The sequence below is a fragment of the Ochrobactrum vermis genome, assembly GCF_002975205.1.
GTDB classification, from domain to species: domain Bacteria; phylum Pseudomonadota; class Alphaproteobacteria; order Rhizobiales; family Rhizobiaceae; genus Brucella; species Brucella vermis.
In genome coordinates this window covers 18,205-40,745 of record NZ_PCOC01000002.1, presented here as the reverse complement: position 1 = coordinate 40,745, position 22,541 = coordinate 18,205, and the positions used below count along the sequence as shown (strand labels likewise).

Genomic DNA, 22,541 nt, shown 5'->3' with positions numbered 1-22,541 from the left:
AACCCATGAGTCATACTCATAGGCTTTCGGTATCAAGGGCTATTGTGCCGTTAATTGACGCAAAAGAAGAGCCGGTAATTTGTCTACATCCGTTTGGGTGTGGTGCTCTCTTAGAGCATAATCCGACCAGAGTGAAACGAGGATCGATAAGATTATGATTGAAATAGAAGAAATTAGAGCGCCGATCTGATCCAATCAGATCGAAACGCGCTCTAATCCTGAAGCTGGCCAACTTGTCGGACCGTCTTAAGGCGCGTATCGCTGAGGAGGCCCTGTTCCTCGAGGACTGGATAGGCCATTGAGGCGAGAAGCGAGTTGATCTGCTTGAGGTCTCGGATCGTGTCGAGATGGATGGTGCTGGTTTCAAGGCTACGGGTGGCGCCTTCACGCAGCCGGGTGAAATGGCGCAGGCTGGTCTGCTTTTCCAGTTCCCGCAGCCGGTCCTTTTCCTGCACGAGCTGGCGGGCCGTGCGCCCGTCGCGTGAAACGATCACGTTGAACGCCATATGCGCATTGGCCAGAACCATGGCGTGGAAATGGCTGAGTTCCGTCCAGCCTTCCTCGGTGAACTCCAGTTTGTGGTCCATCTTCTTTTGAACATGCACCAGCATGTTGCGCACGATGATGTCGCCTACCTGTTCAAGCTTCACACATGCGCCCAGCAGTTCCTGCATGCGCAATGACTCGAAGTCGGTCATCTCATGGGTTGCAAGCCGGGTCAGGTAAAGCTTGATCGCGGCATGGCGCTTGTCCACGCGGTCATCGAGGGCTTCCAGCTCATCGATCCGCAGCTGATCGGGCTTTTCATAAAGCTCGATGATCCGCCGCAGCATGACTTCGATCGTGTCGCAGACGCCGACCACTTCGCGGGTTGCATTGGCGAGCGCCTGCGAGGGCCGGTCGAGAACGGCAGTATCGAGCGCGCTATATTGTTCGATCTCGATTGGTTGCTGTGCAGCCGGAGCGTTCTTGCCCGCATTGAGATTAACCAGCGCCTCGGTTGCGCGCAGTACGAGGCCGGAAAGCGGAATGCCGGCAATCATCACGATGACATTGAACAGGATATGGGCATTGACCACCTGCGAGACCGGATCGGCGCCAAGGAAGGCGACCGACGGTTTGAATGTCTGGTAAAGCACCAGCATGATGAGCGATCCGGCACCGCGCATCAAAAGATTACCGAGCGGCACGACGCGGGTTTCCGGCGGCGCATGGCGGGTCAGGATCGGGGCGATGATCGACGACCCCAGATTGACGCCCAGAACCATCACCACGGCAAGTTCGGGCTGGATCAGCCCGCGCGAGGCAAAGGTGGTGAGCAGGATGACGGCGGCAACGCTGGAATGAAACAGCCATGTCATCAGGGCTGCGAGCAGATAGGCTGTGATCGGATCGCCGGACAGATAGTCGACGATGACTGGCAGCAATTCGCTTTGCCGCAACGGCTCTGTGGCCTGGCCGGTCATTTCCAGCGACATGATGAGAAGACCGATGCCGACCAGAATGCGGCCGATCTGGCGCCAGTCGCGGCGCTCGGTGGTCATGAAGATACCTGTGCCGATGACCAGGCAGAGCGGCACCAGAAGCGTGAGATCGTAGCTCAGGATCTTGACGACAAGGGCGGAGCCAAGCTCGCCGCCACGCACGGCCATGAGGCCTGCGACACCGCTGACAAAACCTGAACCGACGAATGAACCGACGAGAAGCGTGACCGCTGTCGAGCTTTGCAGGGCGATAGCAAGGGCAAGGCCGAAGGCAACGGAAAGCAGCGGGTTCTGCATCTGGTTGCGCAGGCGTCTGCGCAGCCGGTCGCCATAGGCACGCTCCACCCCGGTCCGCACCATCCGCGTCGCCCAAAGCAAAAGCGCAACTGCACCGGCCAGATGCAAAAGGACCAAAGAACCGTTCATCTGTTTAAAACCGCCGTCAAACCAGTTGAGGTACAGAATTTTTCATATTGATGGCCTGGCTGCCAAACAGGCCGTCAATTGTTTCTTCAGCAATTGCAAAGCACGTTGAAGCACCGCAACCGCTCGTGACGACAACGATCCGCACTGCATCCGATGGTTGATCCGTGATGCGCCAGCGCCCGGGCGCGGATGCATAAGTGCCGACCCAGCGTGTGGAAACACTGCGTCCCGGCAACGCCAGTACGCGGTCGAGCTCTGCAAGCATGAACTCCTCAACTTCGGTTGAGCCAAAAGGATCGGGCGTCTTGGCGTAATGGTGACTATCCCCGACGACCAGCGAACCATCGGACGATTGTGCAACGATCAAGTGGATGTCGTTCAGGCGCTGGTCGGGCATCTCGCTGTTCAACTGAAGTTGCAGTTCGGTCAGCGCTGGAAGCCCAGCATAGCCTGATGAACGCGCGAGTGAAAGCTCGGAGAGAATCGTTGCCTCGAATTTTGCTCTTGCTTGCGAAGCAATGCGCAGCATCTGCAACTTGCAGCGTGTCGGTTCATACTTCTGCAACCGCTCGGCAAAGAGCCCCGTGAAATCATCGCCGGGACAGACTATTGCCACGTCTGCTTCGACAATTCCGTTGCTTGTCAGGATCGATGGTGCATCGACCGCGTGAACATGGGTATTCCATTGAAATGTAACACCCAGTTTTTCACGCAGGAAAGCGGCCAGACGGGGGAGGGCTTCTCGGGATTCGACGCGGATCTCATGCGGACTGGATAGAGCGAACTGAGCGGCCTCCGGCCGCAAGTTCGGCACGCGTTGTTGTGCCTCTCTTGTTGTAATCTTCTTGCACTCCGAACCCATGTCCGTTTTCAGAAATGCATCGATGAGTGTTTCTGCCGGGCCATGTCGAGCGGCAAGCAACATGCCGCGTTGAAGAATGTCGATGCCGGCAGCATTGGCAACATCTTCCCATATCTCACGCGTGCGCCGCGCTTTGGTCCAGCAATCGCCCGGTGCCTGGCCGGTTATCGTTACAAATCCGAAATTGCGGATCGACGCTCCATTGTTCTGCGCATCCCGATCCAGCACGATCACTTTCTTGCCCCGAACTGCTGCGGCGTAAGCATGGGCAAGGCCGATAATGCCCCCACCGACAATAGCTATATCATAGAGCGCCATCGTGCTTGAACCTCCTGTTCCAGCGTTTCATCTGAGTGTCAATCAAGCTCCGCGCGGTCTCGCCGCGATCGGACTTGCTTCAAATGGCTGGACATAAAGTGTGATTTGAAAGAGTATTTGTAAAATCGTTCTTTCAGATCAGTCCATAAATTTAATTTATGATAATTCCGATGAGCAAGGTGTCATGCGATGAGATACGTGCAACTACGTGCTTTTCACTATGTGGCGATTTACGGCGGCTTTTCGCGCGCTGCGGAAGCGCTTTATCTCACGCAGCCTGCGATCTCCGATCAGGTGCGCAAGCTCGAAGACGAATATGACATCCTGCTTTTTTACAGACATAAGAAACAAGTCACGCTCACGGAATCTGGTCAAAGGCTTCTCGAAATTACCCATCGTTTGTTCGAGGTAGAGAAACAGGCAAATGAATTGCTGTCCGAGTCGCGCGCATTCAGGACTGGAAATCTGACTATTTTTGCCGATGCGGCGCATCATCTCCTGGGCATTCTGCGTGTGTTCCGCGATCGCTATCCGGACGTGAAAATCAATGTGAATACGGGGAATACCGATTCAGTCGTCAGGGCTCTTTATAGTTATGAAGCCGATATAGGCATCCTGGGAGAAGTTCCCGATTCCCAGGATTTCGAGATACACAAACTCAGTTCATCGCCCATCATTGCCTTTGCGTCGGTCAATCATCCGGCATCCAAAGCACAGGCCCTGACCCTGGAGCAGCTCGCGGAAATGCCGCTGATCTTCCGCGAACAGGGATCGAAGACGCGCAAGAAGCTTGAGGAACTTGCTGCAAGCAAGGGTATTCAACTGATGCCCGTCATCGAAGCTGAAGGGCGCGAAGCCGTGCGGGAGATCGTTGCGAGCGGTGCCGGTGTCGGCTTCGTCTCCAAAGCCGAATTCAGTGCCGACATGCGGTTGAAGGCAATCCAGATTAACTCCGGCGAAATGTTCATGGACGAAGCTGCCATATGCCTGAATGAGCGAAGCTCAGGCGCGCTCATCAGAGCATTTATGGAGATAGCAAGAAGCAAATTATGATTGCGATATGCAATTGTCCGGAAAAATTGTTTGCCGGCTGATTATGAGTGTGATCGGGGTGATTGTCTCCCGAGTTTACGATGCCGTGATTTTGGCCTGATCCAGATCTTTTTCCGCCATGTCGAGCACCAGCTTGATGGCTTCGATTGCTTTGGCCACATCCCGCATCCGCAACGCCTCTACCAGATTGCCGTGAGCTGCGATGGCATCGTCACGTGTATCTGCAATCTCATTGGACGTTTGAAGCGAGTATTTGAGAGCTGCGCTGATCGTATGCGAGAGCTGACGAAAAACCTGGTTGTGGCTGGCTTTGAGCAAGCATGAATGAAAAAGCACGTCAGCTTCCGTGAAGCTTCCAATATCGTTCTCAGCGTCTCGCATCATTTGCCAGGCTTTCTCGATATCCGCAATTTCTTGCGTGGTAGCCTTTTTTGCGGCGAGAACGACGGCTGCCGGTTCAATGCAACGCCTTGCTTCCAGCACACAATCGAGCAAGTTGAATTCAACAACCCGATCCCCAAGCCATTCTATGACTTGCGGGTCCAGAATGTTCCATTCGTCGTGCTCGCAAACAACGGTACCGACACGGGAGCGTCCGCGAACCAGGCCCTTGGCCTCCAGTACTTTCAGTGCTTCGCGAATGACTGTCCGGCTCACATTGTAGCGTGCACAAAGGTCGTTCTCGCGCGGCAGAAAACTGCCTGGCGCGAAGGTATCGGAGCAAATATCGAGAGCAAGCGCTGAAATGACATTGCTTTTCACGCGTGGGCGCGCTGCAGCAGATGGGGAAACCGGCGCCGCCTCGTTCGATGATACTGCTGTCACTCTCAACCTCCATGCAAAGCTGCGGTAATAGCGCTTATTTGTAAAGCAGTGCGCGGAATCGCTGCTTCTGGCGCATTACCTGAAATCGACGGTTCAATCCACCATAACGGCGCGCACCTGTCGATCAGGTTTCCTGTATGATTATACGTATATATAAATATTACAATAGAAATAATTCATCATACTAGATAGTTGACGGATACGATCAATGAAGCTACGAATCTGCAACCGTCGGGGAGTGACGGGGCAAGTTTTTTTGGGAGGTCATCATGAGTTTGTTTAAGGCTGCGCTCGTGGCCGGAACTGTTGCATTCGTCACCGTAACCTCGGCTATGGCCGCGGACGTGAAGATCGGCTTCGTCGTGAAGCAGCCGGAAGAACCGTGGTTCCAGGACGAATGGAAATTCGCCGATATCGCGGCGAAGGAAAAAGGGTTCACCCTGGTCAAGATCGCTGCGCAAGACGGCGAAAAGGTTCAGGCCGCACTCGACAACCTCGGTGCGCAAGGCGCGCAGGGCGTGATTATCTGCACGCCTGACGTCAAGCTTGGACCTGGCATCGTGGCGAAAGCTGCTGCCAACGATCTGAAGCTGATGACGGTTGATGACCGTCTTGTCGGTGCCGATGGCAAGCCGCTTGAAGACGTGCCCCACATGGGCATTTCCGCCACCAAGATCGGTGAGGCTGTCGGCCAGGCCATCAGCGACGAAGTGAAGAAGCGTGGCTGGGACTGGAAGGATGTCGGCGCGGTCCGCGTTTCCTATGACCAGTTGCCGACTGCCGTTGATCGTGTCGAAGGTGCGCTTTCGGCAATGAAGGCAGCAGGACTGCCTGAAGGCAATGTTTTCGATGCACCGCAGGCCAAGACCGATACAGAAGCGGCTCTGAATGCATCGACCGTGGTGCTGAACAAGAACCCGAAAATCAAATACTGGGTCGCCGTCGGTCTCAACGACGAGGCGGTTCTGGGTGCTGTTCGCGCTACCGAAAGCGTGGGTATTTCGTCGGATAATGTCATTGCCGTGGGCATTGGTGGATCGGATTCGGCCATCAACGAATTCAAGAAGCCTAGCCCTACCGGTTTCTATGGCACGGTTATCATCTCGCCGAAGCGTCACGGTTATGAAACCGCACTCAATATGTTTGAGTGGGTTGCCAATGAAAAGGAACCGGAAAAGCTCACCCTTACCACTGGTGAACTTGCCCTGCGCGATAATTTCGAGCAGGTGAGAAAAGGTCTCGGCATCGAATAAGTCGAGCAGTCTCTTCCCGGCACGGCCGTTGGAACTTCAAGCGGCCGTGTCCCTTCTTCACCATATGCCAATACAGCTTCCGGAGATGTCATGAATAGCTTTCTGGCGTTCAGTCATATCTCGAAATCCTATCCGGGCGTGCATGCGCTCTCCGACGTTTCCTTCACCGTGGCCAAGGGCAGTGTCCATGGCCTCATGGGAGAAAATGGCGCCGGAAAATCCACGCTGATCCGCATCCTTTCCGGTGATCAGGCTGCGAATAGCGGCACGATAACTATCGATGGCATCGAGCAGAAATACGGGTCGGTCCGCGATGCCTTTCAGGCTGGTGTGGTGGTCGTCCATCAGGAACTGCAGCTCGTTCCGGAGTTGACGGTTGCTGAAAACCTCTGGCTTGGCCGCTTTCCCAATCAGGCCGGTGTCATAAATTCCCGACAGTTGACCGATGAGGTCACCAGGAAACTTGCCGATATCGGCCTGGACATCGATCCCTCGATCAAGGTGGCGCGGCTTTCCATCGGCGAACGCCAGATGGTGGAAATCGCCAAGGCAATCATGGTCGATGCACGCGTGATTGCGCTTGACGAACCGACATCGTCACTGTCTTCGCGCGAAAGTGAAATTCTGTTCAAGCTGATCCGTCGGCTCAAAGCCGAAGGCAAAGTGGTCCTTTATGTCTCTCACCGACTGGACGAGGTCTTCGATCTTTGCAACAGCCTCACCGTGTTGCGCGATGGCAAGCTTGCGGCCCATCACAGCAGCCTTGAGGGTGTCACGCGCGATCAGGTGATCGCGGAAATGGTGGGACGCGAGATTTCCGATATCTGGGGCTGGCGCGGCCGGCCGATAAGCGACCAGGTGCGGCTGCGGGTCGACAATCTCAGCGGGCTCGAATTGCCGGATCCGGTGAGCTTCGAGGTGCGCAGCGGCGAAATCCTCGGCCTGTTCGGCCTTATCGGTGCCGGGCGTTCCGAAATGCTGCGGCTGCTCTATGGTGCCGACAGCCGCCACAATGGCAGTGTCGAAGTCGACGGCATGAAGGTTTCTGCCAACAGTCCGCGCAAGTCCATCGAGGCGGGCATCATGCTTTGCCCGGAAGATCGCAAGGCGGACGGCATCTTGCAGGGACGATCCATTGAAGAAAATATCGCCATTTCGACACGCCGGCATTTTTCCCCGATGGGACTGATCAGTCCGCGCAAGGAAGCCGATATTGCCGAAAAGAGCATCAAGCAGCTGCGCGTGCGCACGCCGTCACGCAAGCAGGATATCGTCCATCTGTCGGGCGGTAACCAGCAAAAGGTCATTCTCGGTCGCTGGCTTTCGGAGCAGAACGTCAAGGTTCTGATGATCGACGAGCCGACGCGCGGCATCGATGTCGGCGCAAAAGCCGAGATCTATGAAATTCTCTACGGTCTTGCCGAAAACGGCATGGCGATTGTCGTTGTTTCGAGTGAATTGCCCGAAGTGATGGGTATTTCGGACCGTATTCTCGTCATGTGCGAAGGCCGCATTGCCGCTTCCGTAGATCGCGCTGGTTTTGACGAGCGCACCATTCTTGCCGCGGCCTTACCGGATCGTACGGCATCCATCCAATTTGACAGTCAGAAGGTTGCATCACGATGACCGCTTTGAAAAAACTCCTTCTCGGCGAACAGGGGCTGGTGGTGATTTTTGCCATCGCCTTTGCAGTCGTGGCGCTGACGGTTCCCAATTTCCTCACCGAGCGCAACATGCTGGGGCTGCTGCAATCGGTCGTAACAATCGGCATCGTGGCCTGCACGATGATGCTTTGCCTGGCTTCGCGGGATTTCGACCTTTCGGTCGGTTCAAACGTGGCCTTTACGGGCATGATTGCCGTGATGGCTTCCAATGTCAGCGGGTCCATTCTCGTCGGCCTGCTGGCCGCTCTGGCGGCTGGCTTTGTTGTCGGCCTCTTCAACGGTGTCGTCATCGCGCGGTTCAAGGTCAATGCGCTGATCGCTACGCTCGCGACCATGCAGATTGTCCGTGGTCTGGCACTGATTTCCTCGGATGGTCGCGCCGTAGGTATCAACGATCCCTCCTTCTATCAGCTGGCTCTTTCAAAGTTCCTCGGCGTGCCGACACCGATCTGGGTGATGGTCGCTCTATTCATTGTGTTCGGCTTCATCCTGAACCGCACCGTCTTTGGCAAGAATACGCTGGCTATCGGTGGCAATCCGGAAGCGTCGCGGCTGGCAGGCGTCAATGTTGTCGGGATGCGGGTATGGATCTTTGCACTGCAAGGGCTGATCTGCGCTATCGCAGGTATCCTGCTGGCATCGCGCATTACCTCCGGTCAGCCCAATGCGGCAACAGGTCTCGAGCTTTCCGTCATTTCGGCATGTGTATTGGGCGGTGTCTCGCTGGCTGGCGGACGTGCCGCCATGACAGGCGTGATTGTGGGTGTGCTTATCATGGGTATTGCAGAAAATGTGATGAACCTGCTGAATATCCAGGCATTCTACCAGTATGTCGTGCGCGGCTTCATTCTGCTGCTGGCGGTGCTGCTCGACAATCTGCGTTCCTCCACCATCGCCTTCAGAAGCTGACGGCGGCAGATGATGGTGAATGACATGTTCTATGCTCTGGTCGATTGGGGCACCTCAAGTTTCCGGCTCTGGCTGGTTGATCAGGATGGTGCTGTGCTGGGTGAAAGCAAAAGCGACGAAGGCATGACGAAGGCAGCGGAAATTGGATTTGCCGCTGTTCTGGAACGACATCTTCACCATTTCGGCGCTCCCGCCAATCTGCCTGTCCTCATCAGCGGAATGGCAGGCGCGCGTCAGGGCTGGGTGGAAGCACCCTATCTGTCCGTTCCCGCGCGGCTGGACCGGCTGGTTGAGAATGCGGTTCAGGTATCGGGCGCCCGACGTGATATCCGCATCATCCCGGGCGTTGCGCAAATTCGAAGCGATGCCGCGAATGTAATGCGCGGCGAGGAAACGCAACTGGCGGGCGTTGTTGAAACCTTGCCCGACGGGCTCGTCTGTATGCCGGGTACCCATTGCAAATGGGTCAATATTGCCGACGGGCAAGTGACGGGTTTCACCAGCTTCATGACCGGTGAACTGTTTGCGGTGCTGTCGCAACATTCGATACTCAAACATGCGGTTGATCCCGCAAACAGTTTTGACGCCGGGACGGCGGCATTCGCCCAAGCTGTCGAGCGTAGCCTGGCGGCGCCGGAACAGGCTCTCGCGATGCTGTTCCAGATACGCGCCAGCCAACTGCTGGGCTTTGAGCAGCACGCGGATGGTGCCGCGCATTTGTCGGGTGTGCTGATCGGAGCGGAAGTCGGCACGGCGCTACGCATTTACGGTGGCGGTGCAGCGGGGCTGGTTGCGTCGGAGCGCTTGAACCGGCTTTATCAGCCCGTAATGGAGCAGGCCGGGTTCAGCGTCCAGCTCTTCGATGGCGAGAAAGTCGTGAGGGAAGGGTTGTTGGTCGCTGCCCGCTCAATCCATTCCCAGTCTGGAGTATGAGATGAATACCAAACCTGTGTGGCCTGCGCTCAAGCGTTCGCTTGTGGCTATTATCCGCGGCATTCGCAATGAAGAGGTGGAAGCCATTCTCACTGTTCTGCTGGAGGAAGGCTTTGAGGCGATCGAAATCCCGTTGAATTCTCCGCAGCCATGGACCTCGATCGGGCAGGCCGTGAAACTGTTTGGCGACAAGGCACTGATTGGCGCCGGTACTGTCTTGACTGTGGATGATGTTGCAAAGCTGGCCGATCTTGGCGGCCGCATCATGGTCACTCCCAACACGGATCCGGAAGTCATCAATGCCGCCACGGCACGCGGACTTTACTCCATGCCCGGATGTTACACAGCGTCGGAAGCCCTTCTCGCCCTGAAAAGTGGTGCATCGGCGCTGAAGTTTTTTCCTGCCGGAGCGCTCGGACCATCCGGTATTGCAGCAATCAAGACTATCCTTCCGGTAGATGCTGTGGTGGGCGCGGTGGGCGGAGTTTCCGACGCGAGCTTTGCCGATTATGCCAAGGTAGGAGTTCGAACCTTTGGTCTCGGCACCAGCCTTTATCGACCTGGAGACACGGTTGAGACTGTCGGGGACAACGCACGCCGCACCATCGCGGCCTATGATCGGGTTTTTGGAACGGCTTAGCCTGCTTGCTGAAAATGCGAGGCGGTTCCGTCTTGATTTGAAATGTTCCAGCTCCGTGCGTTGACAAAGAGGCTCTCATGGCTTTGCACATCAGTTCAAACAAGCTGTCGGCCAGTATCTCCGCGCAAGGCGGCTTCATGCTGGGGCTGTGGTGGCGACAGGAGAACGGCTCGCAGACTGCATTGTTACGGTCTGCAACACACAATCAACCGGGGCCGGGAAATAGTGCAGGATTTCCTCTGGTTCCGTTCGGAAACCGGCTTGGCGGCAACAGTTTCGTGTTTGAAGGCCGTACTTATCATCTTCCAGCCAACAGCCTGCGTGATTCCCTCTACCTGCACGGGGACGGCTGGCTGGCGCTCTGGAATGTGGCGGAGCAGTCGGAAAACGCGCTGACGCTGAGTTACCGTCACCATAGCGACGGCGCCAATCCTTATGACTATACAGCCCGGCAGGTATTTCGCGTCGACGAGCATGGCCTGAGTCTGCACATGTCCGTCGTCAACGAGGGCGCGCATGCCCTGCCTTTCGGTCTCGGCTGGCATCCTTATTTTCCATTGCGACCTGATACTTTGCTCGAATTTCAGGCGGAGAGCTTTCATGAAGAAGCAGAAGGCTCGCTGCCGGGCGACGAGCTGGAGTTGAGCGCTACTTTCGATTTTCGAAAGCCGCGTCCGCTACCGGGGCGATGGATCAATAACGGGTTTTCAGGTCTGGAAGGACCAGCCCGCATTCTCTGGCCGGAAACAGGACTTGCGCTGGAGATGCGTTGCGACCCGGTTTTCGCTCATGCGTTTCTGTATCTGCCCTATGCAGCAAATTCCGCAACGGCAATGCCGGATTTCTTTTGCCTTGAGCCTATGACCCACAAGGCTAACGGGCATCACCGCCGCGATCTTGGCGATTTGAGTGTTCTTGCTCCAGGTGAATCTCTGGGTGGAACAATCCGCCTTGCGGTCGAAACTCTTCCCAAATCCTCCAGAAGTGAATGATCGAGATGAAAATAACCAAACTGACGACCTATATTGTTCCGCCACGCTGGCTGTTTTTGAAGATCGAGACTGATGAAGGGATTTCCGGCTGGGGCGAGCCGGTTATCGAAGGTCGGGCGCGGACGGTTGAAGCCGCCGTGCACGAATTGTCCGAATATCTCGTCGGTAAGGACCCGCGACGGATCGAGGATCATTGGAACGTCATGTATCGCGGCGGTTTCTACCGTGGCGGGCCCATTTTGATGAGCGCCATTGCAGGCATCGATCAGGCACTGTGGGACATCAAGGGCAAGGCGCTCGGTGTGCCGGTGCACGAACTGCTGGGAGGCCAGTGCCGGGATCGTATCAAGGTCTATTCCTGGGTTGGAGGCGACCGTCCATCCGATGTGGCAACCAATGCGCGGGAGATGGTGGATCGCGGGTTTACGGCGCTGAAGATGAACGGTGCCCAGGAACTCCAGATCGTGGACAGCCACGCCAAGATCGACGCAATTGTCGAAACGATTGGCGCTGTGCGTGCGGCCGTCGGCCCGCATGTCGGCATCGGTGCCGATTTTCACGGGCGCGTCCATCGCCCGATGGCAAAGGTTCTTGCTCGCGAACTGGACCAGTTCAAACTGATGTTTATCGAAGAGCCGGTGCTGTCTGAAAATGTAGAGGCATTGGTTGAAATCGCCAATCACACATCGACCCCGATTGCCCTGGGCGAGCGGCTTTATTCACGCTGGGACTTCAAATCGATCCTGTCGTGCGGTTATGTCGATATAATCCAGCCGGATCTGTCTCATGCAGGCGGTATCACCGAATGTCGTAAAATAGCGGCGATGGCTGAAGCCTATGACGTGGCACTGGCGCCGCATTGTCCATTGGGACCAATCGCGCTTGCCGCTTGCTTGCAGGTGGATGCGGTGAGCTACAACGCCTTTATTCAGGAACAGAGCCTGAACATTCACTACAATGAGAGCAATGACATTCTCGACTACATTACCAATCGCGAGGTTTTCGAATATCACGACGGTTATGTCGCCATCCCGCAAGGACCGGGCCTGGGCGTTGAGATCGACGAGGAATACGTCAAAGAGCGGGCCAAGATCGGTCATGACTGGCGCAATCCCGTCTGGCGCCACGCTGACGGTAGCGTTGCGGAATGGTAAGGGGAGAATAGGGATATGACTGACCGGCTTGTCGGAAAACGGATATTTGTCACAGGCGCGGCGCAAGGCATAGGTCTTGCGATCGCACAGGCTTTTGCGCAGGAAGGTGCGCGGCTGTTCCTCATCGACAGGGACCTGGAGCGCCTTGAGCGCGGAGCCATCGCTTTGCGCGAGCAGGGGGCCGTAATCGGGTTCGCGAAGGCGGATATTTCAGATGCTGCCGCCATCTTCAAAGCGGTCGCGCAGGCGAGTGACGAGATCGGACCCGTTAACGCGCTGGTCAACAATGCCGGCATCAATGTATTTGCAAAGCCGCTGGAAACGACCGACGACGAATGGAACCGTTGCTTCGATGTCAATCTCAAGGGTGCTTGGAATTGCAGCAAAGCCGTTCTGCCGGGTCTGATAGAGCAGGGCGGCGGGGTTATTCTCAACATAGCCTCGACGCATGCCTTCACTATCATCCCGCATACATTTCCATATCCGCTCGCGAAACATGCGCTGATGGGAATGACCAAGGCGCTGGGACTGGAATATGCACCACAGCAGGTCCGGGTAAACGCCATTGCTCCAGGCTATGTCGAGACCCAGAAGAATGTCGACTATTGGAACAGTTTTCCTGATCCCGTGGCGGCGCGCGCTGAGACTATGGCGCTGCATCCGGGCGGGCGGATAGCCTCACCGCATGAAATCGCCATGGCGGCAGTGTTCATGATTTCGGACGAATGCCCGTTCATGAACGCGACTTGCCTAACCATCGACGGCGGGCTGAGCATCCAGCAACATCGCGCGTAGGGAACCCAGATGCGGCGACAACTCGTTCTTCGTCACGCATATCCGTGACTGTGTTGTTTGTACAAGATCGGCGCATTCTTCAGGTGTTTTTTTCGATGTAGCGCCCCGTCTCCGCAAGCAGTTCCTTCATGTTCTGTCTTGCGGCGGGGGCGTCGCCGCGATGGATAGCTTCCGCGACCTGGTGGTGGTTCTCGATATTATCGGCGAATGCCTTCGTCGTATAAGGAAACAATGCGTCGAAAATGGCTTCGATGACTTTCTGAAAGCTGAGCAGGACCGGATTTCCTGTAGCGGCAAGAATCGCCAGGTGAAACGCCTTGTCAGCCGCAACGGCCTTGCTCTCCTCTTCCTGATTACCTGCCATTCGGTGGTAAGCGTCGACTATTCGTTGTTTCTGGCTCTCGTCGCCGCGCAAGGCCGCAAGCGCGGCGGCCTCCGGCTCTATGATCTGGCGGATTTCGGAAAAGGCCAGTAATTCCTGCTTGGCCAGAGTGCTGGTTGACAGCCACCTGATCAGATCAGCATCGAGCCAGCTCCAGTCTTCCCTGTTGTTGACATGTGTGCCATGCCGTTGCCGCACGGTGACAAGCCCCTTTGCGGACAGTATTTTTATCGCCTCGCGGATGACCGTCCGGCTGACCTGATATTCCCGTTCCAGTTCAGGTTCTGAAGGAAACACGGCATTAATAGCAAATTCGCCCGATACGATACGTCTTCCCAGCGCATCGACCACTGTCTGTGTCCGGTTAGGCTTCTTCTGATTCATATGGACTTCTCTGTTTGTCTACTTCTGCGTTGGCACGGGTGAAAGGGATTGGCAACAGGCCAGAGCGCGTCCCGAAAAGTGTGAAACGGTTTTCGGACAAGATGCGCGTCAAAACAAGTATCTGGAGCGCCGATCTGGTTCAATCAGATCGAAACGCGCTCCAGGAACTTATCCTGGCTGTCGAGACCCCGAGCTTCTCCTCCAGTCTTAGCAAACTTCGGCCTTGAAAATCAAACATCATATGTTAAACGTATGATGTTTGATCAGCCATTATATGTCGACTGGGGAGGAGACCATGAGTAAGGAACACCAGGCTACAATGCGGAAGATAAATCTACGCATCTTGCCGCTTTTGATGCTGCTGTACCTGATTGCCTATATCGACCGATCCAATATTTCGGTCGCGGCACTGGGTATGAATGCCGATCTGGGGCTAACCAGCAGTATGTACGGGCTGGCTGCAGGTCTGTTCTTTCTCACCTACATCATTTTTGAAGTGCCCAGTAATGTTGCGCTCACCAAGTTTGGAGCGCGGCGCTGGATTGCGCGCATCATGATGAGCTGGGGGCTGGTGGCCATGGGTATGGCCTTTATCACCAGCGCCTATCAGCTTTACGGGATGCGATTGCTCCTGGGAGCCGCCGAAGCGGGCTTTACGCCTGGCATTATCTACTATCTGGCGCGCTGGTATCCTTCGCAGGAACGCGCGCATGCAATGTCCTTCTTTTACATCGGTGCCGCTCTTGCATCCGTCATTGGGCTCCCGCTTTCGGGGTTGCTGCTTCATGCTCACGGGGCTTTTGGCGTGGCAGGCTGGCGCTGGGTGTTCTTCGTGGAAGGCTTGCCGGCCGTCCTTCTCGGATTTGTCGTACTGCGGTTCCTGCCAGACCGCCCGTCGGACGCCGGCTGGCTCTCGCCGGCTGAATCCGGTGCGTTGGAGCGAAAGATTGATGCGGAACAGAACACGGGGCAATCTGCTCATAAGGCGAGCTGGCACACAGCATTTCAAAACAAGAATGTCTGGTTGCTTGCAGCTTTCTGGCTGTTGCAGGCATTCGGAACGATTGGAATTACACTCTTCATGCCATTGATTGTGCGAAGCATTTCAAGCGGTGACGACCTGGCAGTCAGCCTGCTATCTGCAGTACCCTTCATAGCGGCCTGCATTTTCATGTTCTTCAATGGTCGCCATTCAGATGCCACCCGTGAACGGGCCTATCATCTGGGTGTGCCGCTGACGCTTGCAGGTTTGCTGTTGCTCGCGGCCGTCTATGCTGGCAACACACATGTTTCCTATGTTCTGATCGTTCTGTCCGTTGGTTTGAACTGGGCTGTTATTCCCATCTTCTGGGCCGTGACAACGGAATATGTTTCCGGACTGACAGCTGCTGTCTCGATTGCACTCATCAATGCGCTGGCCAATGTGGCGGGACTGGTGCTGCCTCCGGCCATCGGCTGGATCAAGGACGCAACCAATAGCTACGATCTCGCGCTGACACTGGTGTCGGCTGCGCTGATACTGGGCGGCATATTGGGCATTTCTCTGGCAAAGATGCTCGCCACGCCAAAACATCGTGAAATAACTATCGATACCCGCAAATCTGCCGATTTCAGCAGAAGACATTGAGATTGCTATATGTCCAGTTTTTCTCCTGGTGCCCTTCACGGCATCCACGCCATTCTCTATGCGCTTTTCGATCGGGATGAAAATCTCGATCGTGAGGCGATGCGCCGGCAAACCGAATTGTGTCTTGCGCAGGGTGTGCATGGCGTGGCTGCGCTGGGACTGGCCACCGAAGCCTCTAAGCTGAGCGAAGCTGAACGATGCAAGGTCATGCAGTGGCTTGTTGAGGACACCGGGGGACAGGTGCCCGTTGCAATCACCATTTACGGTTCGTCTGTTGCAGAGCAGATACGTCAGGTGTGTGAGGCTGAAAGACTGGGCGTTGACTGGCTTATTCTCCAGCCACCTATGATCGGCCAGTTTCAGGCCCGGGAATATATGGGGTTCTTCGGCCGCGTCGCGGATAGCACCTCTCTTCCGGTCGCCATCCAGAACGCTCCGGCCCTGATGGGCCGCGGCCTGAATGCCGAAGACATTCGCGATCTTGGCGAGCGGCATCCCAATATACAACTCATCAAAGGCGAGGGGCCGGTCGTCGATATTGCCAATCTGATTCAGGTCACCGCTGGGCGCATGCCGGTATTCAATGGACGGGCCGGACTTGAATTGCCGGATAATCTTCGGGCCGGTTGCAAAGGGCTCATTCTGGCGCCCGATTGTATCGATTATGCCGTCAAGACTTATGAGTTCTTCATGGATGGATGGGAAGAGGAGGCGCAAAGCTCTTACGAAACGATGCTTCCTGCCGTCGTCAACACGATGCAAGGCATCGAACATCTAATGTGCTATGGCAAACGTCTTTTTGGCTTGCGAGCAGGTATCGAGATTTTTGATCGTGCGCCTGCGCTCAGACCATCCCAGGCTGGATTGGAGATGGTCTTGCGTTTCGCCCGTTCGCTTGGACCTTTGACTGACGGCAATGATTGAAGGACAAAGCAACGGAGCGCATCGCAGTCCGGATGAACCGGACCGGCGCTTTTAAACGCGCATCTTTTTTGAAAGCCGTTTCATACTTTTCGGGATGCGCTCTAACGGGCGTCGTGGCGATTGCATCCCGCCCTTTATAAAGATCACCTGACGGCGCTTAAAGTAGACGGATTCGGAATTCCAAGCTGAACCTGCTTCGCTCAACCATTATTTAAATTGTTTGCAACGCGGCGTGGCCTTTGGGCAACGCCGCGTTTTGCCGGATGGTGCAGGTAGCAACGTCGGCTTTACTCTATTTCCCTTATCAGTCTCTCCGGTTGATCAAACGGCTGACAATGACCGACAGGAATGCGGTAACAGACAAACAGGCCGCCAGAAAGAACATCGGCGTCAGTGTGCTGCCTGTCATGTCCCTGATCCAGGGGACTACGTTCTGAGCGATAAATCCGCCGAGATTGCCGATCGAATTGATGGCCGCCAAGCCTGCCGCTGCCCCCGCACCCGTGAGAAAACGCGATGGCAGGCTCCAAAATACGGGCTGACCAGCAAAAATGCCCCCGGCTGCCAGACAGAGGAAAATGAACTGAACGGTCTGGTTTGGTACCACTGCCGAGAGCACAAGGCACACGGCCCCGAAAACCGCCGGAATGACGATGTAAGGCGTTGATGATTTGGCTTTGGCGGCCTTTGCTGGCACAACGTAGAGACCAATACCCACAACCACCCAGGGAATGATGTTGAGGAATCCGTTGGCAACATCCCCGATACCAAAACTCTTAAGCACGGTCGGAAGCCAATAACTGAGGCCATAGGCAGATAGCGGAAAGCCAATAAAGCAAACCGACATAAGCAAAACGCGCGGATCGATCATCGCTTTGAAAGGATTGCTACTACTCGGCGCGAGAGCTTCCTTTTCTTGGAGCAGCTTCTGTTTCAGCCAGTCTTTTTCTTCCGTTGAGAGGAATTTGGCCTGTTCAGGTTTATCATCGAGATAAAACCAGGTGATTATACCCGCAATGACTGCAGGGATTCCTGTAACGAGGAAGACCCACTCCCATCCGGCTAGGCCGAAAATTCCATCAAGTGCAAGCAGCGAACCACCGAGGGGTGCTCCTATCGCGTTGGCGATCGCACTGAAAATCATGAATAACCCAACCATTGAGCCGCGATACTGTGAGGGAAACCATAAAGTAAGCAGATAAAGGACGCCCGGAAAGAAACCCGCCTCACATGCGCCTAGCAGAAAACGCAGCACATAAAACATTGTCGGGCTCTGGGTGAAAGCAAGCGCGATGGTGACCAGTCCCCATGAGACCAGAATGCGGGCGAACCACTTGCTTGCCCCGAACCTCTCGAGCAACAGATTACTTGGAACCTCGAAAAAGAAGTATCCCACAAAGAATAGTGACGCGCCGAGACCGTAAGCATATTCACTCATGTTCAATGCATCGACCATCTGCAGCTTTGCAAAGCTTACGTTCTGGCGGTCAATATAGGCGATGAGGTACAGTATCCCCAGAAAGGGCATCATTCGCCAAGTTATCTTTTTTATTATTTTTTCTTCCAAGATCATGAGGCTCCTCCTGTTCTCAAGAAAATGACGGGGCGCTGCCCCGTCGCTTGCGATCGCACACTGCGACCGCGGAAGTCAGGCAATTGAACTGCTGATAGTTTTCTGCCGAAAATTTGCCGGCTTAGTGATTTGCGTGAGCGAAGCCGATCACACTGAAGAAACATCGCGGAAAACCAGAGCGTTGCCGCGAGTTACCATTCGGCAATCGAGCCGTCGGCGTGGCGCCAAACAGGTGCCCGCCATGCATGGCCGTCAACGGCGCGGGCGCGGACCACATCCTCGTTCACCTCGATGCCGAGACCCGGACCATCGGGAATTGCGAGAAAGCCGCGTTCTACCTCGAACCGGCTTTCGGGAGCCAGATAATCATTCAGATCGCCACCCTTGTTGTAATGAATACCGAGCGATTGCTCCTGAATGACGGCATTGTAACAGATCGCATCCACCTGAAGGCTGGCGGCCAGTGCTATCGGGCCAAGCGGGCAGTGCGGTGCCAGTGCAACGTCATAGGCTTCCGCCATATGTCCAATGCGTACCATTTCCGAAATTCCACCGACATGTGCGGCATCTGGATTGACGATGCCAGCTGCACGCTTTTCAAAGACCGACCGGAATTCGTAACGGCTGTGCATCCGTTCGCCAATTACCAGCGGAATGAAAGTCGAACGGGCAAGGTCGGCCATATGATCGACCTGAGCCGAGACGACGGCATCCTCGATAAACATCGGACGCAGCGGCTCGATTTCTTTCAGTAATATCTTGGCCATCGGTGCATGCAGACGTCCATGAAAGTCGAATGCCAAATCCATGCTGGTTCCGACCGCGTCACGCAGGTCAGCCAGTTTCGCAACGATCCTGTCGATCTTTGCATAGGAATCGAGGAATTGAACTTCCTCGGTAGCATTCAGTTTGCACGCATCGTAACCCGCTTCGATCAAGGCTTTGGCATCTGTGACCAGATTGTCGGGCCGGTCACCTCCGATCCAGCGATAGGTGCGCACCCTGTCGCGGACCTTGCCGCCCATAAGTGCGTGTATAGGCTGTCCATAAGTTTTGCCCTTGATGTCCCACAGCGCCATGTCGATGCCGGACATAGCGCTCATCAACACAGGTCCACCACGATAGCAGCCATTGCGGTAGATCATCTGCCATGTGTCTTCGATGTGGAGTGGATCACGCCCGATGAGCAAGGTTTCTAGTTCTCGGATCTTCGCAGCAAGCGTTTCCGCATGACCTTCCAGAACGGGTTCGCCCCAGCCGAAAATGTCCTCATCCGTCGAGACCTTGAGGAAAAGCCAACGTGGTGCCACGACGAATGTTTCGAGCTTTGTGATTTTCATTTTGGTCCTCAAAGGGCGCTCCCCGCGCCGCGAAAAATAGCAGGTCTGACAGGATGTTCTGTCGATACAGTCGCCGCAATGCACCGCCTCCCATCGCCAAGAACCTAATAATATTACTATTAATGTCAAGTGTAGTATTATTAAAATTTAAATAGGCTTGTTTGTGTTCTTCCTCTGACTCGGCTATGCCTTTTTCGACAAAACATCGGAGGCAGGGTTTGAAGCTAAGACGCGGCGACACTGGAGAGAACGAGAGTTCTACGGTTGGAGTTCATGAAACAATCGTGACGACAATGGGTATGCGAATTGTTTCGGGTGTCTACCCGCCAGATACTGTCATAGGCAGCGAAACCGATATCGGGCAGACCTTCAACGCTTCCCGAACCGCCACGCGAGAAGCGCTGAAGATTTTAAGTTCCAAAGGCCTGGTGGAAGGAAAACCGAAAATTGGCGTTGTCGTTCGCCCTGGTGAACGCTGGAACATGATGGATCCCATGATTCTGGAATGGGCGTTGCAAGACCCCGTTCAGACAGAAAAAATGATCCTCGATCTCTACGCGCTACGTATGACGATTGAGCCGGAGGCTGCTCGATTGGCGGCGCGGCATTACAATACGGAAGACGAAGCAGCAATCCGGCGCGCCTTGCGTGGCATGGCGACCTATCTGGACACCAACGATAGGGTGGAGCAGGATATCGCCTTCCATATCTCGATTCTTGCCGCATCTGGGAACCGTTTGTTTGTCTCTCTCGGTCAACTCATTTCGGTTGGCCTGCGTCATCTATTCCATTCAGGATTAAAGGCCACGAGTGAAGAGGACGATCGATGGATCACACGTCACAAACGTGTCGCGAATGCTGTGTTCAAGCATGATGAGGATTTAGCCGCTTTGGAGATGGCAACACTGCTCCAGGAAGCGAAAGAATTACGCTATTCTACTTATCAAAATCAAAAATGACACAACCCCGAGCGTTTAGTCATGCCGCGTGATGGTGCATTGTTGTCGTCTTCGCAGAGGGTCGCTCTATGGGTCCATTTCTTCCTGCCAGCGCTAAGCCCACGTATTCTGTCCGAGCGGAACGAGGGTGATCGCATGCTCCCCCGAAAAACTCGCGAAACGTTATAGAGTTAACGAGAAAATGGCGAGGAAATCAAGATTAGGTCAAGCGTCGGAGATGCACCGATAGGGGTGCGGAAAAGGGATTTGTGTATAACGTCGCAGCAAGCAGCTGACCTCCTCTATCATTCAGGACTTGCATGGCTTTATAGATTGCCTAGACCTGAGTGGGGTTCAGGATCATCAAGCGGCTCCGTATGCGGGTTAGATGAACGGTGTTAAACGCTACTTCAGGGATCATTCGCTCTTGGTCATAATCCAACAGTGCAGACAATCTGCATGATCCCCAGGCTGGAGAATTGATAGCTGCATAGCTTACGCGGAGTTGTTCCTCGCTTGTGGTCTTGCAAAAAATATTGGACGACATCTCAAATGAGAGATCAAGAATTCCCGATTTCGCTTAGAAACAAAACAGGTGACTTCATTATGCGAAATCACCTGTTTTTGATGACGCTTGGCGCAGGAGCTATGCCCCGCGTCTTTCTCAAGTCTTACCGAGACGCTTGCGCAGTTCTTCGTTTTCGGTGCGCAGCTTCGCAGCCAGTTCCTTGCGCAGTTTAAGGTTCTCAGCTTCAAGAGCCACCAAGGTTGCAAGATCGTCGCTTGAAGACACCTTTGAAGGCGCGGCCGCTGTTGTCCCGGCCGCATTTTTCCAGTTGTAATAAGTCTGTTCGCTTACCTCAACCTGCTGCAATGCAGCCTTGAGCGTGTTCTTTCCACCTTTCGTTGCTTTTTCGACAGCTGCGAGGATGGAGGCGCGCTGCGCCGGGGTGTACTTATTGCGCTTGCGCTCTGTCGGTTGAGCTGCAACGGGTTCTGCCTTTACAGTGGCTTTGGGAGATTTGGCAGGATTAGCTCCAACTTTAGTTGCCGTTGAAGCGGAGGCCGCTCCAGTCTTTGCGGATTTTGGCGCAGCTTTTTTCCGCGGGGCGCGTGATTTTTGTTTATTGCCGACAGGTTCAGCAGCTTTGGTTTCAGTTACAGTCGGTTTTGCATCTGTAATCGTTTCATCAGCCATTTTGAGTTTCTCCTGGATTGGCATTAGGGAAATTGCTCGGTTCTTGAATATACAGATGAATGCTTAATGTAGAAATAAAGTTGTGTGCTTCATGGGGGTGAAAATAAAATGGCTTGCTTTCGAGGGCGATTTTCGTCGTCGAAGCTGTGCCAATCGTTGAAATCTGGATACAAAATCTATAGATAGCGACAAAGCTCTTGGTGCTCCCTGCTGTCATATTCCCTTAGGAAAGCTATTCACGGATGAAAAATCCAGTCCGCAATGTTGTCGTCGAGTACAAGAATAGACGTGCTCGCAAGGAGAATGTATCCTTATGGGGGGGGCTCGATTTGAAGTCCATTGCCCGGGAAGTGGAAGAGGATACACCACAATCTCGGGTAGAGGTTCACGCGGAGCCGCATCGTTCTGAAATAATTAGCAATGAGGCTGACACCAATGTCACAGAAGTTGTGCCAAAGGTTGTGGCCGTTACTGAGACGATTGCAAACGCTCCGCTCGTACAAGAATCTCCCATCATTGGTCTTCTTGAAATAGAAGCAACGCCAATTGTACCGGATCCATTTCAAAAACCAGACATCGCCGAGGACGTTATTGATAGGCAGAAAAATCCGCCTGTTAGGCGCGGGGTGAAGAACGTTGCGCTGCAGATGCAGAAAATCGCAACAGAATCTGACCTCGATGCAGATATTCGGGCCGAATTGTCGTTTCTCGAAACTGAGAATGCTTCTCTAAAGCGCGAACTGGTCGCGAAACTGCGTGTCGAGAATAGGCACTTGCTCACAATGCTCAGACAACTAGAGCAGCGGAGCTCAAATAGTAGATGATCACTCATTCAATCCGCATTCACTTTGAACTGTGCTCTGTCTC

At 54.6% G+C, this 22,541-nt stretch carries 20 protein-coding genes; 13 read left to right on the top strand and 7 right to left on the bottom strand.

Annotated elements, in window-relative coordinates:
• Positions 1 to 212: 212 nt before the first annotated feature.
• On the bottom strand, positions 213 to 1,910 hold the full coding sequence (locus tag CQZ93_RS14340) for a Na/Pi cotransporter family protein (RefSeq protein ID WP_105543358.1): 1,698 nt from the start codon (positions 1,908 to 1,910) through the stop codon (positions 213 to 215).
• A 16-nt stretch (positions 1,911 to 1,926) separates the two neighbouring features.
• A complete protein-coding gene (locus tag CQZ93_RS14335; protein WP_105543357.1) occupies positions 1,927 to 3,090 on the bottom strand; it encodes a TIGR03364 family FAD-dependent oxidoreductase in 1,164 nt (387 codons plus the stop codon).
• Between the two features lie 189 nt (positions 3,091 to 3,279).
• Here CQZ93_RS14335 and CQZ93_RS14330 point away from each other — a divergent pair, with 189 nt between their 5' ends.
• Complete coding sequence (locus tag CQZ93_RS14330) at positions 3,280 to 4,143, top strand: LysR substrate-binding domain-containing protein (RefSeq protein ID WP_105543356.1); 864 nt, start codon at positions 3,280 to 3,282, stop codon at positions 4,141 to 4,143.
• A gap of 75 nt (positions 4,144 to 4,218) precedes the next feature.
• Here CQZ93_RS14330 and CQZ93_RS14325 read toward each other — a convergent pair whose 3' ends face one another.
• Complete coding sequence (locus CQZ93_RS14325; protein ID WP_422616097.1) at positions 4,219 to 4,974, bottom strand: FadR/GntR family transcriptional regulator; 756 nt, start codon at positions 4,972 to 4,974, stop codon at positions 4,219 to 4,221.
• A 263-nt stretch (positions 4,975 to 5,237) separates the two neighbouring features.
• Here CQZ93_RS14325 and CQZ93_RS14320 point away from each other — a divergent pair, with 263 nt between their 5' ends.
• From CQZ93_RS14320 to CQZ93_RS14285, 8 genes are all read left to right on the top strand, one after another.
• Entirely contained in the window at positions 5,238 to 6,221 is a 984-nt protein-coding gene (locus CQZ93_RS14320) for an arabinose ABC transporter substrate-binding protein (protein WP_105543354.1), read from the top strand.
• Positions 6,222 to 6,311: 90 nt separating this feature from the next.
• Entirely contained in the window at positions 6,312 to 7,847 is a 1,536-nt protein-coding gene (araG, locus tag CQZ93_RS14315; RefSeq protein ID WP_105543353.1) for an L-arabinose ABC transporter ATP-binding protein AraG, read from the top strand.
• Positions 7,844 to 8,794 (top strand): L-arabinose ABC transporter permease AraH, encoded by a 951-nt coding sequence (gene araH, locus CQZ93_RS14310; protein WP_105543352.1) that lies wholly within the window; start codon positions 7,844 to 7,846, stop codon positions 8,792 to 8,794. The genes araG and araH overlap by 4 nt, the downstream gene beginning before the upstream one ends.
• 12 nt (positions 8,795 to 8,806) lie before the next feature.
• A complete protein-coding gene (locus tag CQZ93_RS14305) occupies positions 8,807 to 9,727 on the top strand; it encodes a 2-dehydro-3-deoxygalactonokinase (RefSeq protein ID WP_105543351.1) in 921 nt (306 codons plus the stop codon).
• A 1-nt stretch (position 9,728) separates the two neighbouring features.
• Complete coding sequence (locus tag CQZ93_RS14300) at positions 9,729 to 10,367, top strand: 2-dehydro-3-deoxy-6-phosphogalactonate aldolase (protein ID WP_105543350.1); 639 nt, start codon at positions 9,729 to 9,731, stop codon at positions 10,365 to 10,367.
• Positions 10,368 to 10,444: 77 nt separating this feature from the next.
• Complete coding sequence (locus CQZ93_RS14295) at positions 10,445 to 11,359, top strand: aldose 1-epimerase (RefSeq protein ID WP_105543349.1); 915 nt, start codon at positions 10,445 to 10,447, stop codon at positions 11,357 to 11,359.
• Between the two features lie 5 nt (positions 11,360 to 11,364).
• Positions 11,365 to 12,513, top strand: a complete 1,149-nt coding sequence (gene dgoD, locus CQZ93_RS14290; RefSeq protein WP_105545137.1) for a galactonate dehydratase — start codon at positions 11,365 to 11,367, stop codon at positions 12,511 to 12,513.
• 15 nt (positions 12,514 to 12,528) lie between these two features.
• The gene (locus CQZ93_RS14285; RefSeq protein ID WP_105543348.1) at positions 12,529 to 13,308 is read left to right on the top strand and encodes an SDR family oxidoreductase; all 780 of its coding nucleotides are present in this window, start codon (positions 12,529 to 12,531) and stop codon (positions 13,306 to 13,308) included.
• Between the two features lie 79 nt (positions 13,309 to 13,387).
• Here the strand turns inward: CQZ93_RS14285 and CQZ93_RS14280 are convergent, their stop codons facing one another.
• Positions 13,388 to 14,041 carry a FadR/GntR family transcriptional regulator gene (locus CQZ93_RS14280; protein ID WP_181153390.1) on the bottom strand — a complete coding sequence of 218 codons (654 nt, stop codon included), beginning with the start codon at positions 14,039 to 14,041 and terminating at the stop codon, positions 13,388 to 13,390.
• A 328-nt stretch (positions 14,042 to 14,369) separates the two neighbouring features.
• On the opposite strand from CQZ93_RS14280, the gene CQZ93_RS14275 reads away from it, so the two are divergent.
• Complete coding sequence (locus CQZ93_RS14275; protein ID WP_181153389.1) at positions 14,370 to 15,701, top strand: MFS transporter; 1,332 nt, start codon at positions 14,370 to 14,372, stop codon at positions 15,699 to 15,701.
• 9 nt (positions 15,702 to 15,710) lie between these two features.
• Positions 15,711 to 16,625, top strand: a complete 915-nt coding sequence (locus CQZ93_RS14270) for a dihydrodipicolinate synthase family protein (protein WP_105543346.1) — start codon at positions 15,711 to 15,713, stop codon at positions 16,623 to 16,625.
• Positions 16,626 to 16,929: 304 nt separating this feature from the next.
• Here CQZ93_RS14270 and CQZ93_RS14265 read toward each other — a convergent pair whose 3' ends face one another.
• Together CQZ93_RS14265 and dgoD (CQZ93_RS14260) are read right to left on the bottom strand one after the other, a co-directional pair.
• Positions 16,930 to 18,198 (bottom strand): MFS transporter, encoded by a 1,269-nt coding sequence (locus CQZ93_RS14265; protein ID WP_105543345.1) that lies wholly within the window; start codon positions 18,196 to 18,198, stop codon positions 16,930 to 16,932.
• A 191-nt stretch (positions 18,199 to 18,389) separates the two neighbouring features.
• Positions 18,390 to 19,538, bottom strand: coding sequence for a galactonate dehydratase (gene dgoD / locus CQZ93_RS14260; RefSeq protein WP_105543344.1), 1,149 nt, complete (start codon positions 19,536 to 19,538; stop codon positions 18,390 to 18,392).
• Positions 19,539 to 19,756: 218 nt separating this feature from the next.
• Between dgoD (CQZ93_RS14260) and CQZ93_RS14255 the strand changes: the two genes are divergently transcribed.
• Positions 19,757 to 20,497, top strand: coding sequence for a FadR/GntR family transcriptional regulator (locus CQZ93_RS14255; protein WP_181153388.1), 741 nt, complete (start codon positions 19,757 to 19,759; stop codon positions 20,495 to 20,497).
• Between the two features lie 643 nt (positions 20,498 to 21,140).
• On the opposite strand, the gene CQZ93_RS14250 is transcribed toward CQZ93_RS14255, so the two are convergent.
• Entirely contained in the window at positions 21,141 to 21,674 is a 534-nt protein-coding gene (locus tag CQZ93_RS14250; RefSeq protein ID WP_105543342.1) for a transposase, read from the bottom strand.
• 242 nt (positions 21,675 to 21,916) lie between these two features.
• Between CQZ93_RS14250 and CQZ93_RS14245 the strand changes: the two genes are divergently transcribed.
• Positions 21,917 to 22,498, top strand: coding sequence for a hypothetical protein (locus CQZ93_RS14245; protein ID WP_105543341.1), 582 nt, complete (start codon positions 21,917 to 21,919; stop codon positions 22,496 to 22,498).
• Positions 22,499 to 22,541: the final 43 nt, after the last annotated feature.

Coding starts and splice junctions, on each gene's coding strand:
- CQZ93_RS14340 (WP_105543358.1), bottom strand. CDS start 1,910: ATGAACGGTTCTTTGGTCCTTTTGCATCTGGCCGGTGCAGTTGCGCTT.
- CQZ93_RS14335 (WP_105543357.1), bottom strand. CDS start 3,090: ATGGCGCTCTATGATATAGCTATTGTCGGTGGGGGCATTATCGGCCTT.
- CQZ93_RS14330 (WP_105543356.1), top strand. CDS start 3,280: ATGAGATACGTGCAACTACGTGCTTTTCACTATGTGGCGATTTACGGC.
- CQZ93_RS14320 (WP_105543354.1), top strand. CDS start 5,238: ATGAGTTTGTTTAAGGCTGCGCTCGTGGCCGGAACTGTTGCATTCGTC.
- araG (WP_105543353.1), top strand. CDS start 6,312: ATGAATAGCTTTCTGGCGTTCAGTCATATCTCGAAATCCTATCCGGGC.
- araH (WP_105543352.1), top strand. CDS start 7,844: ATGACCGCTTTGAAAAAACTCCTTCTCGGCGAACAGGGGCTGGTGGTG.
- CQZ93_RS14305 (WP_105543351.1), top strand. CDS start 8,807: ATGGTGAATGACATGTTCTATGCTCTGGTCGATTGGGGCACCTCAAGT.
- CQZ93_RS14300 (WP_105543350.1), top strand. CDS start 9,729: ATGAATACCAAACCTGTGTGGCCTGCGCTCAAGCGTTCGCTTGTGGCT.
- CQZ93_RS14295 (WP_105543349.1), top strand. CDS start 10,445: ATGGCTTTGCACATCAGTTCAAACAAGCTGTCGGCCAGTATCTCCGCG.
- dgoD (WP_105545137.1), top strand. CDS start 11,365: ATGAAAATAACCAAACTGACGACCTATATTGTTCCGCCACGCTGGCTG.
- CQZ93_RS14285 (WP_105543348.1), top strand. CDS start 12,529: ATGACTGACCGGCTTGTCGGAAAACGGATATTTGTCACAGGCGCGGCG.
- CQZ93_RS14275 (WP_181153389.1), top strand. CDS start 14,370: ATGAGTAAGGAACACCAGGCTACAATGCGGAAGATAAATCTACGCATC.
- CQZ93_RS14270 (WP_105543346.1), top strand. CDS start 15,711: ATGTCCAGTTTTTCTCCTGGTGCCCTTCACGGCATCCACGCCATTCTC.
- CQZ93_RS14265 (WP_105543345.1), bottom strand. CDS start 18,198: ATGATCTTGGAAGAAAAAATAATAAAAAAGATAACTTGGCGAATGATG.
- dgoD (WP_105543344.1), bottom strand. CDS start 19,538: ATGAAAATCACAAAGCTCGAAACATTCGTCGTGGCACCACGTTGGCTT.
- CQZ93_RS14250 (WP_105543342.1), bottom strand. CDS start 21,674: ATGGCTGATGAAACGATTACAGATGCAAAACCGACTGTAACTGAAACC.
- CQZ93_RS14245 (WP_105543341.1), top strand. CDS start 21,917: ATGAAAAATCCAGTCCGCAATGTTGTCGTCGAGTACAAGAATAGACGT.